This window comes from Luteimonas marina, from assembly GCF_007859325.1.
In the GTDB taxonomy this organism is placed as follows: domain Bacteria; phylum Pseudomonadota; class Gammaproteobacteria; order Xanthomonadales; family Xanthomonadaceae; genus Luteimonas; species Luteimonas marina.
Window position 1 is genome coordinate 465,642 of record NZ_VOHK01000003.1, and the last position, 17,348, is coordinate 482,989.

A 17,348-nucleotide genomic window follows, 5' to 3' on the forward strand; every position below is an offset into this window, starting at 1 on the left:
ACACTCCGGGAGAGCGCGGCCAGCGTCGACATCGCGCCCCCGGGGAAGTTTCGCCCTCGACGGCGTTTTTCATGCTGCGACGCGGCATTCCTGCAGGGGCAAGGTTTCATCCGCGCGCATGTTGCATTGCGGCGTGCCGGCCTATTCTGGTAGCGCTACCATCCGGCGGCCACTCCTGAGCCGCCGTGTGCGCGTTCCGGAGCAACGAGGCACCACCAGCCAACCGGCCTGCAGCCGACATCGCGCAAGCACGCCGGATCCACCATGTAGCGGGAGGGGAGTTCCGTGAAAATCCGTATCGCAAGAACAGCCTTGTCACACGCCCTGGGCCTGGCCCTGGTCGGCATCGCAGGCGCAGCCCTCGCACAGGATCCACCCGAAGCGCAGGCGACGCCGACGCCGGCGTCGCAGGATGCCGTCGACCTCGACCAGGTCGTGGTCACCGGCTACCGCCAGAGCCTGCAGTATTCGACCGACGCCAAGCGCGAAGCCACCGGCTTCACCGACTCGATCTTCTCCGAGGACATCGGCAAGTTCCCCGATTCGAACATCGCCGAGTCGCTGGCGCGCATCCCGGGCATCCAGATCGACCGCGACGTCAATGGCGAGGGCCTGAACGTCGGCATCCGCGGCCTGCCGCAGAGCTTCACCAAGACCATCATCAACGGCGGCGAGGCGGCCACCGCCTCGATCGGCCTCAACCGCGGCAACCAGAACCGCGAAGTCGACCTGAACCTGTTCCCGACCGAGTTCTTCAACAAGCTCACGGTCTACAAGTCGCCGCAGGCCAGCCTGCCCGAAGGCGGCATCTCGGGCGTGGTCGACATGCGCAGCGTGCGCCCGTTCGACATCCCGGGCCGCCACTTCAACTATTCCGGGCAGTTCGACTACAACACCATCGGCGAGAAGTTCAATCCGCGCGGCTCGGCGATGTACAGCTGGACCAACGACGAAGGCACCTTCGGCGCCCTGGTCGGCGCGTCCGTGGTGCGCAGCCGGATCTCGGTGCGCGGCTGGGAGTCGGTGGGCTGGATGAACCCGGGCCTCAACTACACCCAGTGCGGCCTGGAAGCGCCGGAAGGCGTGGACCCGCTCAACAACCGCCCGGCCGCGTGCAACCCCGGCGGCGGCGGCAGCCTGCAGATGCCGAACACGGTGCCGGACAATGCCTCGACGGTCGGGGCAGGAATGACACCGGGGGACATCATCGATGCCGCCTGGCTCATGGAGCAGAATCCGGGCCTGAGCATCGGCCAGATCACCGAAGCCCTGTTCCCGCGCCTGGCCCGTCCCGTCGACATGTCCGGCGACCGTGACCGCGAGGCCGTGGTCGGTTCGCTGGAGTGGCGCCCGAACGACAGGATGCACTTCTACGTGGACGCGCTGTACTCGCGCGCCAAGTACGAGAACGACCGCATCGACATGAACCTGGTCGGTCGCACCTTCGGCCCGTCCGGCTTCATCCCGACCAACATGGTGCTCGACGGCAACAACGTGGTGACCAGCGCGACCCTGGTCAACGCGCAGTTCTTCCTCGAGGCGCGCCCCTATCGCGACGAGGTGCAGTACTGGAACGTCAACCCCGGCGCGACCTTCTGGTTCGGCGAGAACGACGGCGTGAAGCTGGACCTGCAGGCGAACTGGAGCCGCAGCTGGTTCTTCCGCGAATCGCCGACGATCCTGCCGACCTCGCCGTTCACCACGGTCGAATACACCAACAACGGCACGCCGAGCTTCACCTCCGGCGGACTCGACCTCAACGACCCGAACGCGGGCTGGTCGTGGTCCGGCGGCCGCGTCAACCTCAACAACGAAAAGCGCGTGACCGAGGCCGGGCGCGTGCGCGCCGATCTGCAGTTCGGCGAGGACAACCAGAACATCAAGGTCGGCGTGTCGCACGACCGGTCCCGCCGCACCATCGTCGCCTTCGACAACAGCGCGGCCTGGCAGGCGAACGTCTTCGAAACCGTGCCCGCGTCCGCGCTGCCGAACTTCCTCAGGCCCGGTCCGCACGGCTTCATCACCGTCGATTTCGACGCGTTCATGAACGCCACCAACTACGGCCAGTTCTTCGACAGCGCGCCCGAGACGGGGACCTCGCAGTCGGTGGGCGCGGCGTCGGGCGGCTTCGACGAGAAGAGCATCGCGGCCTACGTCGAGTTCAATGGCGAGACCGAGATCTGGAACCGCAACCTGCGCGTCAACGGCGGCGTGCGCTACGTCGACACCGACCAGGACATCACCGGCCCGGTGACGCTGGGCGCCGAGCGCACCTGGCAGACGTTGAGCGCCAGCTACGACGAGTGGCTGCCCTCGTTCAACGCCGCCTGGGACGTGGCCGACAACTGGGTGCTGCGCCTGGCGAGCTCGCGCACGCTGACCCGTCCGAACCCGCGTTCGATGCTGCCGGCGACGACCTTCTCCGACCCCTCGGCCGAGATCGCCGACCAGGGCAACCCGAACCTGTCGCCGTACCTGTCGACCAATTTCGACCTCGGCCTGGAGTGGTACACCGGCGACGAAGGCATGGTGGCGCTGACGCTGTTCAACAAGCGCGTGTCCGGCTACACCTACCAGGGCATCAACGTGATGCCGTTCCGCAACCTCGGCATCCCGCTCGATGCGCTGAGCGAGAACCAGCTGGCGGCGCTCAACGCCAACGGCGGCCTCGACGCCCCGATCAACGTACGCCAGCAGGTCAACGCCAACGCCACGCTCGACATCCAGGGCTGGGAGCTGATCTGGGTGCAGCCGCTCGATTTCGTGTTCGAAGGCCTCGGCATCATGGCCAACTACACCGACATCGACCTCGAGCCGACGGGCCAGGAAGCCAACCAGCTGGCCGGCAACCTGTTCGGCATCTCGCCGGTGATGTGGAACGCCACCGCCTACTGGGAGAACGACGTCGCCTCGGTGCGCCTGTCCTACAACTGGGTGGAAGGTTCGGCCCAGCGCGCGCTGGGCAACAACGAGGGCGGCATCAACTACGGCCAGTACTTCGGCGAGGACCGCGGCCAGTTCGACCTCTCGGCCAGCTACACGCTGGCGTCGCTGCCGTCGAAGCCGCAGCTCACCTTCAACGTCATCAACATCACCAACGAGCAGAGCCGCAACTACATCACCTATCCGAACGTGCCCGGCGACATCTACGAGCCGGGGCGCACGTTCCTGGTGGGCATCCGCGGGACGTTCTGATCCGCTTGTTCCGGAATGCTTTACTCCCCACGGCCCGTCCCGGCGTTTCCATGCCGGGCGGGTCGTGTCTTTTTCCGGGAGCCGGAACGGGCGGCGAGGGCGCGGCCATTCATCCAACCTGTATTCCGTAGGGGCGCCTGAAGGGCGCTTCTGAAAATTCCGGATTTGTCATTTCGAACGCAGTGAGAAATCTTGCTTTTCAAACGCCTGGATTGACCGGCTTCGCCGTTGTAAAGCGCCTCTCGCTACGCTCGAAATGACAGTTTTTTAGAAGGTCCCTGAAGGCGCTCCTACAAAATGCCGGCCGGACCGATAGAGTAGCCGGGCACCAGCCACCATTCCCGCCAGCGGGCAAGCACGGACACCCCAACATCCATGAATACGAGCGCGGACAAGCTTTCGGTCACCGAGAAGGTCGGCTACAGCCTGGGCGACCTGGCCGCCAACCTGGTCTTCCAGACGCTGATGACGTTCCTGGCGTTCTTCTACACGGATATCTACCGCATCCCCGCCGGGACCGCGGCGACGATCATCTTCGTCGTCGGCCTGCTGGGCGCGTTCGTGTTCACGCCGCTGGTCGCGGTGCTCGCGGACCGGACCAACAGCCGCTGGGGCAAGTTCCGGCCGTGGATCCTGTGGACGGCGGTGCCGTTCGGCGTGCTCGCGCTGCTCGCCTTCAGCACGCCCGACCTCGGGCCGCAGGGCAAGGTGTTCTACGCGGCGGCCACCTACACCCTGCTGGTGCTGGTCTACGCCGCCAACAACCTGCCGTACGCGGCGCTGAGCGGCGTGCTGACGGGCAACATGGCCGAACGCAACAGCCTGTCGGCCTATCGCTTCGTGGCGGTGATGGTCGCGCAACTGGTGGTGCAGTCGCTGCTGCTGCCGCTGGTGCTGATCCTCGGCGACGGCGACCGGGTGCAGGGCTTCCACAACACCATCCTGCTGTTCGCCGTCGTCGGCACCGTGTTCTTCCTGATCACCTTCTTCACCACGCGCGAGCGCGTGGTGCCGACGGTCGAACAGAAGTCGACCCTGGCGCAGGACCTCGCCGACCTCGGCCGCAACCGGCCCTGGCTGGTGATGCTGGTACTGACCATCCTCGTGTTCACCACGCTGGCGCTCAAGGGCGGCACCTACGTCTACTACTTCCAGTACTACCTCGACGAACAGGCGCTGGCCGCGTTCCTCGAGGGCATCGGCTTCAACGGCTTCATCGCCGGCCTGAACGCGGCGCTGACCGGGATCGGCCTGACCGGCTTCCAGTGGCCCGAAGACGCCACCACCTCGGCCTTCAGCCTGTTCAACGCCGGCGGCATCATCTTCATGGTCGTGGGCATCGGCTTCTCCAAGCGCCTGGCCGACCGTTTCGGCAAGCGCGACGTCTACGGGCTGTTCCTGTTCGTCTCGACGCTGTTCATGCTGGCGTTCTACTTCTTCCCGCCGGACCGGATCGGGCTGGTGTTCGTCTCGCAGATCCTGCACGGCTTCTTCTACGGCATCACCATCCCGGTGCTGTGGGCGATGGTGGCCGACGTGGCCGACTACTCCGAGTGGAAGAACAACCGCCGCGCCACCGCGATCATCTTCTCGGCGATCCTGTGCGGGCTGAAGCTGGGGCTGGCGATCGGCGGTGCGCTGGTGGCCGGCATCCTCGCGCGCTACGGCTACGACGCCTCGCTGCCCGCGCAGTCACCGGACACCATCGACGGCATCCGCTTTTCGGTGAGCGTGTACTGCTCGCTGCCGTTCCTGCTCGGCGTGGGGCTGCTGTTCTTCTACAGGATCGACAAGTCGATGGAGTCGCGGATCGAGCGCGAGCTCTCCGAGCGCCGCGCCGCGCAGCACGCCTGACCCCGGGACCCGTACGGAATCACTGACATGGCAGACCAGGAATACACCGAGGCCGAACTCGAGGCGCTGGCCGGCAAGGCCATCTCCAGGCCGCTGGTGACGCACATCTACACGGCGGACCCTTCCGCGCACGTCTTCGAGGGCAGGCTGTACGTCTATCCCTCGCACGACATCGACGCCGGCATCCCGTTCAACGACGACGGCGCCCACTTCGGCATGGAGGACTACCACGTCCTGCGCATGGACTCGCCGGAGGGCGAGGCGGTGGACTGCGGCGTGGCGCTGCACGTGGACGACGTGCCGTGGGCCGAGCGCCAGATGTGGGCGCCGGACGCGGCGGTGAAGGACGGCCGCTACTACCTGTATTTCCCGGCCAAGTGCGCCGACGGCCTGTTCCGCATCGGCGTGGCCGTGGGCGAGCGCCCGGAAGGGCCGTTCGCGGCCGAACCCGAACCCATCACCGGCAGCTATTCGATCGATCCGGCGGTGTTCGCCGACGACGACGGCGAGCACTACATGTACTTCGGCGGCATCTGGGGCGGGCAGTTGCAGCAGTACCGCGACAATACCCACGCTGCGGACAACGAGGAGCCCGCCGACGGCGAACCCGCGCTCGGGCCGCGTATCGCGCGCCTGACGGCGGACATGAAGCAGTTCGCCGAGGCCCCGCGCGAGGTGGTGATCGTCGACGAGGCCGGCCGGCCGCTGCTGGCCGGCGACCACGACCGCCGCTATTTCGAAGGGCCGTGGATGCACAGGCACCAGGGCAGGTACTACCTGTCGTACTCCACCGGCGACACCCACCTGCTGTGCTACGCCACGGGCGACAGCCCTTATGGCCCCTTCGTCTACCAGGGCGTGATCCTGACGCCGGTGATCGGCTGGACCACGCACCACTCGATCGTCGAGTTCGAGGGCCGCTGGTGGCTGTACTACCACGACTCGATCCTGTCGGGCGGCGTCACCCACCTGCGCTCGGCCAAGGTCGCCGAACTGCACTACGAGGCCGACGGCCGCATCCGGACCCTGCATCCCTATGGCGAATGACACGGGCGCGACGGCGGGCGCCATCGGCGCCGCCTCGCCGATGGCGCCGGGCGCGCTGCTGACGATCGCCGACGGCGACCTGTCGGTGGACATCGCGCCGGAGGCGGGCGGCCGCATCGCCCAGATCCGCTGTGACGGCAACGAACAATTGCTCGGCCACGGCGAGCACGGCGCGACCGCGGCCATCGCCTGGGGCTCTTACCCGATGGTGCCGTGGGTGGGCCGCATCCGTCGCGGCCGCTTCGGGTTCGAAGGCCGCGGTTACACGCTGCCGGCCGATTTCGAAGGCCACGCGATCCACGGCGTCGGCTACCTGCTGCCGTGGCAGGTGACGGAGCAGTCGCCGCGCCACGTCGTGCTGGAACTGGCATTGCCCAACGATGCGCGCTGGCCGTTCGGCGGCGTCGCCGGGCAGCGCATCGAAATCGACGGCCGGCAACTGACGATGACGCTGTCGACCACCGCGGTCGAACACGCGATGCCGGTGGCGATGGGCTGGCATCCCTGGTTCCGCAAGCCCGATCGGCTGGAGTTCGCACCCGATGCGATGTACTCGCGCGACGCCGACGACGGCATCACCGCGCTGCCGCTGCAGGCCGTGCGCCCGGGCCCCTGGGACGACTGCTTCGTCAATCGCCGCGAGGTGGTGCTGCATCGCGACGGCCAGCGGCTCCGGCTGACCTCCGCATGCAGCGACTGGGTGGTCTACGACGTCCCCGGCTTCGCCACCTGCGTCGAGCCCCAGACCGCGCCGCCCGACGCCTTCAACCTGGGATTGGGGCTGACGCTGCAGCCCGGCGAGACGGCGTCGGCGCGCTACGTGCTGGCCTGGGACTGACGCGCCGAGCCAAAAGGCGCTTCCACGATCAGTCGTCCACGTCCCTGAGCCGCGCGATGGGCAGGTTCCATCCGCGTCGGATCGCCATGAAGCGCAGCAGGAAGCAGGCGCCGGCGCCGGCGATGGCCGTGGGCGCGAAGGGGAATCCCAGCGCCGATCCGGCGGCGACCAGCGCCGCACCGAGCAGGGCGGCGACGGCGTACAGCTCGCGATGCAGGACCGCCGGGATTTCCGCGACCAGCACGTCGCGCGCGATCCCGCCGCCGATGCCCGAGAGCATGCCGAGCAGGATCGCCCCGGTCGGCCCGATGCCGTACTCGAGCGCCTTGGCGGTGCCGCTGACCGCGAACAGGGCCAGCCCGACCGCATCGAACAGCTGCACGGGATTGCGCATCCGCTCCACGCGGTCGTGGCCGAAGAAGGTCACCACGCCCGCGAGCATTGCCGTGGCCAGGTAGCGCCAGTCGGCGAAGGCCGCCGGCGGATGGGCGCCGATGATGATGTCGCGCGTGATGCCGCCCGCGGTCGCGGCGGCGAACGACAGGGTCAGCACGCCGAACAGGTCCAGCCGCTTGCGCACGCCCAGCGTCGCGCCGCTGATGGCGAAGGCGAAGGTGCCGATGAGGTCGAGCGAGGAGAGCAGGATCGGGGTCATGTCGCGCGCTGCCGGGACGGCCGGCTTGCGGACATTATCGGCGAAGCGGATCGGGCGGGCGGCGGATGCGGTTGGCCCCCACCCCAACCCTCCCCCGCAAGCGGAGGAGGGAGCAGGAACGCCTGCTTTCGACTCCCTCCCCCGCCTGCGGGGGAGGGCTGGGGTGGGGGCAACCCCGAGACAGTCGCCCGTCAGCAAACCGGCGTGGGCAACAGGTTCATCCGTGGGCCGCGGCAACCGCCCGCCCGAGTCCGAACCTCCGCCGCAGGAACGCCGCACCATCCTCCAGCGCCTGCCGCGCGACCGACGACACCGCCACCGCCTCGATGAAGCTGTGCGGCGCGCCGCGATACAGCTTCACCTCGACGTCGACGCCTGACGCGAGCAGCTTGCCGGCCATCGCCAGGTTCTGCTCGGCCAGTACGTCGCACTCGCCGATGCCGATGAAGTAGGGCGGCAGTCCCTCCAGTTCGGCCAGCAGGCCGTGGGTGTAGGGACTGTTGCGGTCGGCGGGCCGCGAGATGTAGTAGTTCCAGAAGGTGTCGACTTCCTTCGCGGTCAGCATGTCCTCGTCGGTGCCGTAGCGGCGGCGCGAGTGCGGCGAGCAGTCGGGGGTGAAGCCGGCGTAGTAGCTCAGGACCGCGGCGATGCGCTCGCCTTCGCCGATATCGCGCAGCTTCAGCACCGCGCCCGTGCTCAGGTTGCCGCCGGCCGAATCCCCGCCCAGCGCCAGCCGGCTCGCATCGAACCCGTGCGCGGCGCCGTTGTCCTGCAGCCAGCGCACGACGTCGATCACCTGCTCCAGCGCCACCGGGTAGCGCACTTCCGGCGACAGCGCGTAGTCGATGCCGACCACGGCGACGCCGGCGCGCGCGGCCAGTTCGCGCATGACGCGGTCGTGGGTGTCGAGGCTGAACATCGCCCAGCCGCCGCCGTGCAGGAAGGCGAGCGTCGGCTTGGCGGTGCCGGGCGCGGGATCGTGGATGCGCAGCCGGACCGGGCCGTGGCGGGTGTCGGCGAAGATCTCCTCGGTGCGCGCGGGCACCGGGCCGCCTTCGCACCAGGGGCGGCGGACCTGCTCGACGATCTCGCGGCGTTCGGGCCAGTCGAGCTCGCGGCCGGCGGTGATGCGCCGGCCCTCGGCGATGACGCTGTCGATGAAGCCCGCGATCTCGGGGTCGAGCGGCTTCGCCCGCGGTTCGATCGCGGCGATCGCATCGGCGCCGCGGCCGCCGTCGAAGCGGCGCATCCACGCGGCCAGCGTGTGCTGTCGCGTATCCCAGAGGCCGCGCAGGATGTCGTCGAAGACGTCGTCGCGTTCGTCCTGGCCGAGCTTGAACGTGGCGCGGGCCGCGCGCACGTGCGCTTGGAAGCCGACCACGCCCTTGCGCAGCGAGGCATAGCGCTCGCCCATTTCCTCGATGCTCCATGCGCCCGGGCGTCCGCGCTCCATGTCGTCGGTCAGGCCACGCAGCAGGCGGTCGGCATCCTCGGGCGTGTCGTGAAGCTCGATGTCCACGTCGAAGATGGCGGTGGCGTAGTTCCAGGTCGGCGCCCGCGTGCGATCGGCGAACCACGAGGGCGAGACGTAGCCGTGCGGACCGATCAGCAGCACCGTCGCGCGCGGATCGTCGGCGAAGGCGCGCCACTGCGGATTGCTGCGCGCGAAGTGGCCGAGCAGGTGCAGCGGATGGCCGTCGGCGTCGCATTCGACCTGCACCGGCAGCGGCGTGGCCGACAGTTCGCCCGCGGCGCCGGAGACGATCCAGGCGAGCGGCTGTTCGGCGACGAGGTCGGCGATGTCCCGCGGCGAAAGCGGCTGGAAAAGCGAAGGATTGGACATGGGGTCGGGTCGGGAGGGGAATCGGGGAAGGCGGTCAGGGGAGGGTGGCGGCCACGGAATGGGCCGGCCAGCGTTCGGCCCAGGGGGCTGCCGCTTCGAGTTCATAGGCGAGTGCGAACAGGGCGTCTTCCTGCCCGCGGTCGGCCGCGAACATGCTGCCGATCGGCAGGCCGTCGCGGCTGGCCGACAGCGGCAGCGAGATCGCCGGCGTGCCCGCCATGTTCTGCAGCGGGGTGTAGTCGATCCACGCGAACATCGTCTGCATCAGCGTGTCCATCGGCACGTCGGGCGCGAAGGTGCCCAGCGGCGGCGGCGGTGCGCTGACGACCGGGGTCAGGACGACGTCGTGGCTGGCGAAGAATGCCGACAGCTGCTGTGGAAGCTGCGCGATCTGGCGGTAGGCCGCTTCGAGCGCCTGCGTGGGCAGGTTCGCCGCGCGCGCGCCGAGCGCAAGTGTCCACGGCTCGAGCGCATCTTCGAGGCGACATCCGCCGAGCTGCGCACGCTCGGCATCGACGCAGTCGGCGGCCAGATGCGACCACAGGTCCTCGAATGCGGTCAGGACCGCGTCGCCGTCGAGCGGCCACGGCGCGCGCTCAACGCGATGGCCGAGCGATGCGCAGAGCTCCGCCGTGCCTGCGACCGCGTCGCGGACGTCCGCATGCGGCGCGGCGCCGCGCAGGCCGGATTCGATCACCGCGATCCGCAGGCGCCGCGCGGATGGATCCCGGACCATGTCGCGTCCCGCCTGCAGATGGGTCGTGGCGAACGCCCAGGCGGCATCGCGCACGCTGCGCGCGTGCAGGCCGTCGGCCACCAGCAGGTCTTCCACCAGGTGGCGGCTGCGCACGCGCACGGTGCTGTCGCGGCCCGGCTTCAGGCCCACCACGCCGCAGCACGAGGACGGCAGGCGGATCGAACCGCCGCCGTCGCTGCCGTGCGCGAGCGGGACCAGGCCGGCGGCGACCGCGGCGGCGGCACCGCCGCTGGAGCCTCCCGGCGAATGCGCCAGCGACCACGGGTTGCGCGTCACCGGACCGAGCAGCGGTTCGGTCGAGGCGAGCAGCCCGAACTCCGGCATCGACGACTTGCCGACCGCGACCAGCCCCTGCGCGACCAGCCGCTCGACGTAGGGATATCCGCGCTGCACCAGCATGCCGCTGCGGCTGCGCGAGCCCGCCTGCGTCGGCATGCCCGGATAGTCCAGCGAATCCTTCGCCAGCCAGGGCACGCCCGTCATCGCGCCGCGGGCGGCGACGCCATCGAGCGCAGCGGCCTCGCGCCGGGCCTGCGCGAAGGCGCGGTGGCTCAGGGCCTGCAGCTGCGGGTCCAGCGCTTCGATGCGCAGGATCGCGGCTTCGACCAGGCCGGCGGCGTCGATGTCGCCCGAGCGCACCATGGCCGCTTGGTCGTGCGCGTCCAGGCGGCCGATCGTGAAAGCCTCCGTGCGGGTGAGGGTGTTGCGGGCGGACATGCGCAGGGCTCCGTCGGGCTGCGGCGGCAGGGAAGGAAAGACGTCAGGCCACGCGCCGCAGTGCGCGCGGGCGGCCGTAGCAGCGGTAGAGCAGGGCGCCGATCGCGGCGTAGGCGCCCAGCAGCACGATCGGAAGCAGGTCGCCGCTGCGCGCCTGCTGCGCGATGTCCAGCGCCACCGGCAGCGTCATCGCGAAACTCATCACGATGGCCGCCACCGGCACCACGCCGAACCAGACGCCGCCGATGCGCACGCCGCCCAGCGGCACGTGGAAGCCGCCCGATCGCTCGGGCTGCGCGCTGCGCACCCGGATCAGGCTGATCGCCACCATCGCGAACATGAAGGCCACGCCGAACGAGATCAGGTCCGCCATCACCGAGATCGGCAGCAGCGCGGCATTGACCGCGGCGAGCGCGGCCAGCAGCAGGTTGGCGATCCACAGGCTGTTGCGCGACGGATGCAGCCTTGCGAACACGTCGGGCAGCAGGCCGTCGCGCGACATCGCGTAGCAGACCCGCGAATGCCCGAAGGCGTTGGCCAGCAGCACCGAAGCCAGCCCGGCCAGCGCGCCGATCTTGATCACCACCGCGAACTGCGGCCAGCCGATGCGGTCGACCGCCAGTGCGATCGGATCGGGAACGTCCAGCTCCCGGAACGGGATGAGCCCGGTCAGCACGATCGCCGCCAGCACGTACAGCGTGGCGCAGATCGCCAGCGAGCCGAGGATCCCGATCGGCACGTCGCGCTGCGGGTTGCGGGTTTCGGCCGCGGCCGTGGACACCGTCTCGAAGCCGAGGAAGGCGAAGAACAGCAGCGCCGCCGCGCGCGCCACGCCTTCCCAGCCGTAGCGGAAGCCGCCCTCGTTGGGCGGCAGGAAGGGCGACCAGTTGCCCGGATCGACCGCGGTCGCGCCGACGACGATGAAGCTGGCCAGCACCAGCACCTTCACCACGACCAGGATGGCGTTGGCCAGGGACGAGCGCGACGTGCCCAGCGCGACGATCGCGCCCGCGCCCAGCGCCGCGCCGGCGGCGACGAGGTTGACGTGGCCGCTGACGGCCAGCGACTTGCCCGTGCTTCCCGGCAGCAGCTGGATCGCGGGTGTCGAGATCGCCGCCGGCAGGGCGATGCCCATGTCCGCCAGCAGGCTGGCGAAGTAGCCGGAAAATCCCACAGCCAGCAACGAGGCGGCGACGCTGAACTCCAGGAACAGCAGCCAGCCCAGCGCCCAGGCCGGGCCGATGCCCAGCGTGTGCCTGCAGTAGCTGTAGGCCGAACCCGACTCGGGCATGTTCGAGGCCAGTTCGGCATAGCACAGCCCGACCAGCAGGCAGGCAAAGCCGGCGATCACGAACGACAGCGTCACCGCCGGCCCGGCGTACAGCGACGCCGCGGTGCCGACCAGGACATAGACGCCGGCGCCGAGGATCTGGGCCACGCCCAGAATCAGCAGAGAACCCCAGCCGAGGCCGAGCTGCAGTCCCGGGGTTCGGTTCGGTGACGTGGACGCAGTCATCGCGGATCGACGCTGCCGGCGGCACGCGCACCACGCAGGCAGGGTGCGGCCGGCATGCCTGCGGGCGGGGCGAGGAGGTGTGGTCGATCGATCATGGCGGTTTCATGCTGTCCGCCGCGAAGGCCCGCCGCTTCGCCATCCCGCCCCCGGACTTTGCAGAACGTGCCCGGCGTGGATGGGGCCGGGGGCATTGGCTGCGACTTGCCTGTCGTGGCCACCGCGTTACGGCGCCGCAGCGTCTCGGTCCGGATATCGTCAGCCCGGTGCTGTCGATCAAACCCCGTCATCCCAGCAAAAGCTGGGATCCATTTGCCGTTGGCCCTGCTCGGAGGAACCAATGGCGAAAAAGCAGAAAAGCAAAATGGATCCCAGCTTGACCAGCCTTCGGCTGTTGTAAAGCGCTTCGCTGGGATGACGAGTATCGGTGGCATAGCCGCGGCGACGAGGCGCCGCAGCAGCAACTCAGCGGATCTCGAACGCGAACCGCAGCACGTCGGTCACCGAGCGCGCGGGTACGGTGACGTGGATTTCCTCCGGATAGCGCTGCAGGCGCACGCGCAGGCCGTGGCCGGACAGGCGGTCGAGGCGGTCGACGAGTGCGCGCGCCGGCTCCGGATCGTCGTCGGTGTCGCGGTCGCCGACGACCACCATCAGCCGGCTCGTCCTGCCGATCTTCCCGCCCGTCAGCCGAGCCGTGAACGCACGTTCGTCCTCGAGAATGCCCTGTTCGTTCCATTCCATCGAAGGGCTGGCGGCCACGATCGAGTGGAAGGCCTGCGGATGTTCGTACAGCGCATAGAGCGCGAACAGGCCGCCCAGCGAATGGCCGAACAGCGAATGGCGATCGGGATCGGTCGGGTAGCGGCGGCCGATCTCGGTGCGCAGCTTGCCGGTCAGGAAATCGAGGAACTCCCTGCGCGCGCCGCTCTTGTACTTGGCCAGTTCGCGCCATTGCCGTGGCGGAGGATCGAGCAGGGGCGCGGTGAAGTCGTTCAGCCGGCGCACGTCCCAGGCGTCGTCGCCGGGATAGCCGACGCCGACGATGATCGACTTCCCGACCGGCAGGTACTCCTGCACCCAGCGCGCCTGCGCGAACGAGGCGAAGTAGGCGTTGCCGTCGAGCACGTACAGGACGGGATAGCCGTCCTCGGGCGCCTCGCCTCCGGTGGGGGCGGACACGAAGATGCGGTACACCTCGCCGCTGTCGGACGCGAGGTCCCAGACCTGGGTCGACGGCATCGTGTAGCCCACCGGCCCAGGCGAGGCGGCGGGCGCCGCCTGCGCGGCCGCGGCCCAGGTCGCGGGCAGGACGAGGCCAATGGCCGCCGCGAAGATCCAGGTGAGTGCCCGGCATGGTCTGCACATATTCCCTCCCTCGGTTCGCCTGTCCGGGAAACATCATTGCAGGCAGCAATACACGCTGTCCGGCGCTTGCCGCACTCAGAACATGACGAGGGCCTGCACCCGCCAGCGCGCGTCGCTCTGGTCGCGCGTCAGCAGGCCCGAACGTCCCGGGTCGATATCGGTATCGCTGTAGCCGATCGAGTAGGACCACGCCTTGTGCCGTGCGACGAGGCGCAGGTCGACGGTGCTGTAGTCGCCGATCGCCCGGTTGCTGAAATCGTGGTGGCCGGCGACGACGACTGCGGACACAGGCACGCCCCGCGGTTTGCCGAGGGGCACGCCGATGTTGGCGTAGGTGTAGGTCGAGTTCCCGCCCTGGAAGTAGTCCCACGCGTAGTAGCTGCCTGCGCCGACGCGTGCGACGCCGAAGTCGTACGACGCGAAAACGCTGACTTCCTCGAAGTCGAGCGAAAGCGCGTCGGATGGGCGCTGCCGGTAGAGATAGCCGGCATTGACGTACAGCTGCCCGATCCGCTTCGCCCAGCCCAGGAAGTAGTCGATCTCGACGCTGGTGTCGGTCTCCGGTCCGAGATCGAGATTGCCCGCCCAGATCCCGGCATAGACGCCGCTGTCGTGGTTCAGCTTGAGTTCGCCGACGATCGCCGGCTTGCCGTCGGTCAGCGACTGGCCGCGCCAGACGTATTCGGTGGCGAAGGCGGCGCCGTTGGCCCAGTGCAGGGAGCGTCCCGATTCGCCGGCCAATGCGGCGGCAAGCGGGGCGAAGGCGGCGAGACAGGCAAAGGCGAGTAGTGGTCGTTTCATCGCGGCAGCGTAGTGGCTCCCGTGCGGTCACCGCTTGGCAAAAGCGGCGCCGCGCTTAGCCGGAATGGATATGCGCGCCATCCGATCTCGGCATGCAGCAGGGCGTGCGTGCGCGTTTCCGCACGCGGACGCCGTGCCGTTTCGGCTAAGCCGCCGCTTCAATCGGCATGCCCATTGCGATGCCCTGCGGGTTAGGCTCGGGGGATCGTCCAGCGACAGGATAGACCTTGGCCACCATCAACGCCGCCGATCCCGCAAGCGCACGCGAATGGCTCGCGCGCCTGGTCGCGTTCGACACCACGTCGCGCAACTCCAACCTCGCGCTGATCGAGGCGGTCGAGGTCTGGCTCGAAGCACTGGGCGTGCGCTCGACGCGGATTCCTGCTGCACAGGGCGGCAAGGCGAACCTGCTGTTCTCCATCGGTCCCGAGGTCGAGGGCGGCGTCGTGCTGTCCGGCCACACCGACGTGGTGCCGGTCGACGGACAGGACTGGCGCAGCGATCCCTGGACGCTGACCGAACGCGACGGCCGCCTGCACGGCCGCGGCACGGCTGACATGAAGGGCTTCCTCGCCGCCGGCCTGTCGCGGGTGCCGGCGATGCTCGCGGCCGGGCTCAAGCGGCCGATCCATTTCGCGCTGTCCCACGACGAGGAGGTCGGCCTGCTTGGCGCGCCTTCGCTGATCGAGGCGCTGCTGGCGAACGTGCCGAGGCCGGGTCTGGTGATCGTCGGCGAACCGACCGGGATGCGCATCGTCGAGCGGCACAAGGGTATCATGGGCCTGCGCACCACCGTGCTCGGCCACGAGGCGCATTCAAGTCAGACCCAGCTCGGCGTCAGCGCCAACATGGTCGCGGCGCGGCTGATGGCGAAGATCGTGGAGATCGCCGACCGCCTGGCCGCGGCGCCGGCGACGGCGAAGGCGAACGGTTTCGAGCCCGCGCACACCACGGTCACCATCGGTACGGTCCACGGCGGCACCGCGCCGAACATCCTCGCCCGCGAATGCAGCTTCATCTGGGACATCCGCTCCGCCTCGCCGACTGAGGCGCACGCGGTGTACGACGAGGTCGAGATCCTCGCCAGGCAGCTCGATGCAGGGATCCGCGCGCGTTTCCCGGATTGCGGCATCGCCACCGAAATCCTCTCCGACGTGCCGCCGCTGACCGGCGCGGGCAACGCGCCCGCGATCGAACTGGTGTCGCGCCTGACCGAGGCGCCCGAACGCGAAGTCGCGTCCTATGTCGCGGAGGCGGGACTGTTCGAACGCGCCGGGCTTCCGACCGTGATCTGCGGCCCCGGCTGGATCGCGCAGGCCCACCAGCCCGACGAATACATCGCGCTGGACCAGCTCGCCGCGGGCGAGGCCTTCATGGACCGGTTGGTCGAGGCCTCGTGCCGGTGAACGACGCCAGCGCCTCCGGTCGCATCGTCGACAGCCGCGGCTGGGTGCTCGGCGTGCTGACGTCGATCTACCTGGTGAACTTCATCGATCGCCAGATCCTGGCGATCCTGCTGCCGCAGGTGAAGGCCGAGTTCGACCTGTCGGACACCTTCCTGGGCCTGCTGGTGGGGCCGACCTTCGCCTTCTTCTACGCCACGATGGGCCTGCCGCTGGCCCTGCTCGCCGACCGGGTCAACCGCCGCCGGCTGATCGCGGCCTCGCTGGCCCTGTTCTCCGCGATGACCATCGCCTGCGGACTGGTGGTGCAGTTCTGGCAGCTGGCCGTGGCGCGCATTCTGACCGGCGTGGGCGAGGCCGGGACCGGCCCCGCCTCGCAGACGATGATCACCGACCTCTACCCGCCGGAGCGACGCGCGCGTGCGCAGGCGATCTACGCCACCGGCGCGAATCTCGGCGTGCTCGTCGCTTTCGCCGCGGGCGGGGCGATCGCGCAGGCCTGGGGCTGGCGCGCAGCGTTCATCGCCGCGGGCATTCCCGGGCTCGTGATCGCCGTGGTGCTGCTGGCGACCGTGCGCGATCCGCGGCGCGGCGCGAGCGATCCGGTGGCATCGCAGGAGAACGCGCCGGCCTTCGGCACGGTGATGGGGCAGCTGTGGCGAAGCCGCGCCTTTCGCTACACAGCACTGGGCGCCTGCTCGACCTGCTTCACCGCCTATGCGCTGGGAAGCTTCTTCCCGCTGTTCCTCTCGCGCAGCCACGGCCTGTCGACCGCCGAGATCGGCATCGTCATGGCCTTGATCATGGGCGTCTGCGGCGGGCTCGCGACCTATGCGGCCGGCCATCTCGCAGACCGCTTCGGGCGCAGGGACCAGCGCTGGTATTCCTGGGTACCCGCGCTTGCCGCACTGGCGCCGCTGCCGCTGGCGCCGATCTGCTTCCTGGCACCGGACACCGGCGTCGCGCTGGCGGCCGCCATCGTCCCGCTGTCGCTGACCGCCGCGTTCATCGGCCCGACGATCGCCATCGTCCAGCGGCTGGTGCCGGTACGCAGCCGCGCGACCGCCGTGGCCACCCTGATCCTGATCGACAACATCGTCGGCCTCGGCCTCGGGCCGCAGTTCGTCGGCCTCGCCAGCGACCTGTGGAAGCCGGCGCTGGGTGAGGACTCGCTGCGCTACGCCATGCTCGCCGCGATGGCCGGCTCGGCGGTGTCGGTGTTCGGCTTCGTCATGGCGGCGCGGCACCTGCGCACGGACATCGCCGCGCGCGAAGCCGCCGCCGCGGCGCCGGCATCGATTGGATAAGGATCCGCCTTGGCCTGCCAAGCGGCCAGGGCGAACGCCGACTAAGTTCG

The 17,348-nt window shown here is 69.3% G+C and carries 12 protein-coding genes; 6 read left to right on the plus strand and 6 right to left on the minus strand.

The features are described from left to right. Positions 1-285 precede the first annotated feature (285 nt). From FQY83_RS08785 to FQY83_RS08800, 4 genes are all read left to right on the plus strand, one after another. Positions 286-3,195 carry a TonB-dependent receptor gene (locus tag FQY83_RS08785; RefSeq protein WP_146387146.1) on the plus strand — a complete coding sequence of 970 codons (2,910 nt, stop codon included), beginning with the start codon at positions 286-288 and terminating at the stop codon, positions 3,193-3,195. A 375-nt stretch (positions 3,196-3,570) separates the two neighbouring features. Continuing rightward, complete coding sequence (locus FQY83_RS08790) at positions 3,571-5,049, plus strand: MFS transporter (RefSeq protein WP_146387148.1); 1,479 nt, start codon at positions 3,571-3,573, stop codon at positions 5,047-5,049. A gap of 27 nt (positions 5,050-5,076) precedes the next feature. Then, positions 5,077-6,096: a glycoside hydrolase family 43 protein gene (locus FQY83_RS08795; protein WP_146387150.1), complete on the plus strand. Its 1,020-nt coding sequence runs from the start codon at positions 5,077-5,079 to the stop codon at positions 6,094-6,096. After that, on the plus strand, positions 6,086-6,934 hold the full coding sequence (locus FQY83_RS08800) for an aldose epimerase family protein (protein WP_146387152.1): 849 nt from the start codon (positions 6,086-6,088) through the stop codon (positions 6,932-6,934). The genes FQY83_RS08795 and FQY83_RS08800 overlap by 11 nt, the downstream gene beginning before the upstream one ends. 28 nt (positions 6,935-6,962) lie before the next feature. Here FQY83_RS08800 and FQY83_RS08805 read toward each other — a convergent pair whose 3' ends face one another. From FQY83_RS08805 to FQY83_RS08830, 6 genes are all read right to left on the minus strand, one after another. After that, positions 6,963-7,589 (minus strand): trimeric intracellular cation channel family protein, encoded by a 627-nt coding sequence (locus FQY83_RS08805; RefSeq protein WP_146387154.1) that lies wholly within the window; start codon positions 7,587-7,589, stop codon positions 6,963-6,965. A 217-nt stretch (positions 7,590-7,806) separates the two neighbouring features. After that, positions 7,807-9,432 carry an alpha/beta hydrolase fold domain-containing protein gene (locus FQY83_RS08810; protein WP_158636467.1) on the minus strand — a complete coding sequence of 542 codons (1,626 nt, stop codon included), beginning with the start codon at positions 9,430-9,432 and terminating at the stop codon, positions 7,807-7,809. A gap of 34 nt (positions 9,433-9,466) precedes the next feature. Next, positions 9,467-10,906, minus strand: a complete 1,440-nt coding sequence (locus FQY83_RS08815) for an amidase family protein (protein ID WP_146387158.1) — start codon at positions 10,904-10,906, stop codon at positions 9,467-9,469. A 43-nt stretch (positions 10,907-10,949) separates the two neighbouring features. After that, positions 10,950-12,422, minus strand: coding sequence for an APC family permease (locus FQY83_RS08820; protein WP_146387160.1), 1,473 nt, complete (start codon positions 12,420-12,422; stop codon positions 10,950-10,952). 462 nt (positions 12,423-12,884) lie between these two features. Further along, the gene (locus FQY83_RS08825; protein WP_146387162.1) at positions 12,885-13,787 is read right to left on the minus strand and encodes an alpha/beta hydrolase; all 903 of its coding nucleotides are present in this window, start codon (positions 13,785-13,787) and stop codon (positions 12,885-12,887) included. 75 nt (positions 13,788-13,862) lie between these two features. After that, positions 13,863-14,588 carry a TorF family putative porin gene (locus FQY83_RS08830; RefSeq protein WP_146387165.1) on the minus strand — a complete coding sequence of 242 codons (726 nt, stop codon included), beginning with the start codon at positions 14,586-14,588 and terminating at the stop codon, positions 13,863-13,865. 227 nt (positions 14,589-14,815) lie between these two features. Between FQY83_RS08830 and argE the strand changes: the two genes are divergently transcribed. Beyond that, positions 14,816-15,994: an acetylornithine deacetylase gene (argE, locus tag FQY83_RS08835; protein ID WP_202878174.1), complete on the plus strand. Its 1,179-nt coding sequence runs from the start codon at positions 14,816-14,818 to the stop codon at positions 15,992-15,994. Continuing rightward, complete coding sequence (locus FQY83_RS08840; protein ID WP_158636469.1) at positions 15,991-17,298, plus strand: spinster family MFS transporter; 1,308 nt, start codon at positions 15,991-15,993, stop codon at positions 17,296-17,298. Before argE ends, FQY83_RS08840 begins: the two co-directional genes overlap by 4 nt. Positions 17,299-17,348: the final 50 nt, after the last annotated feature.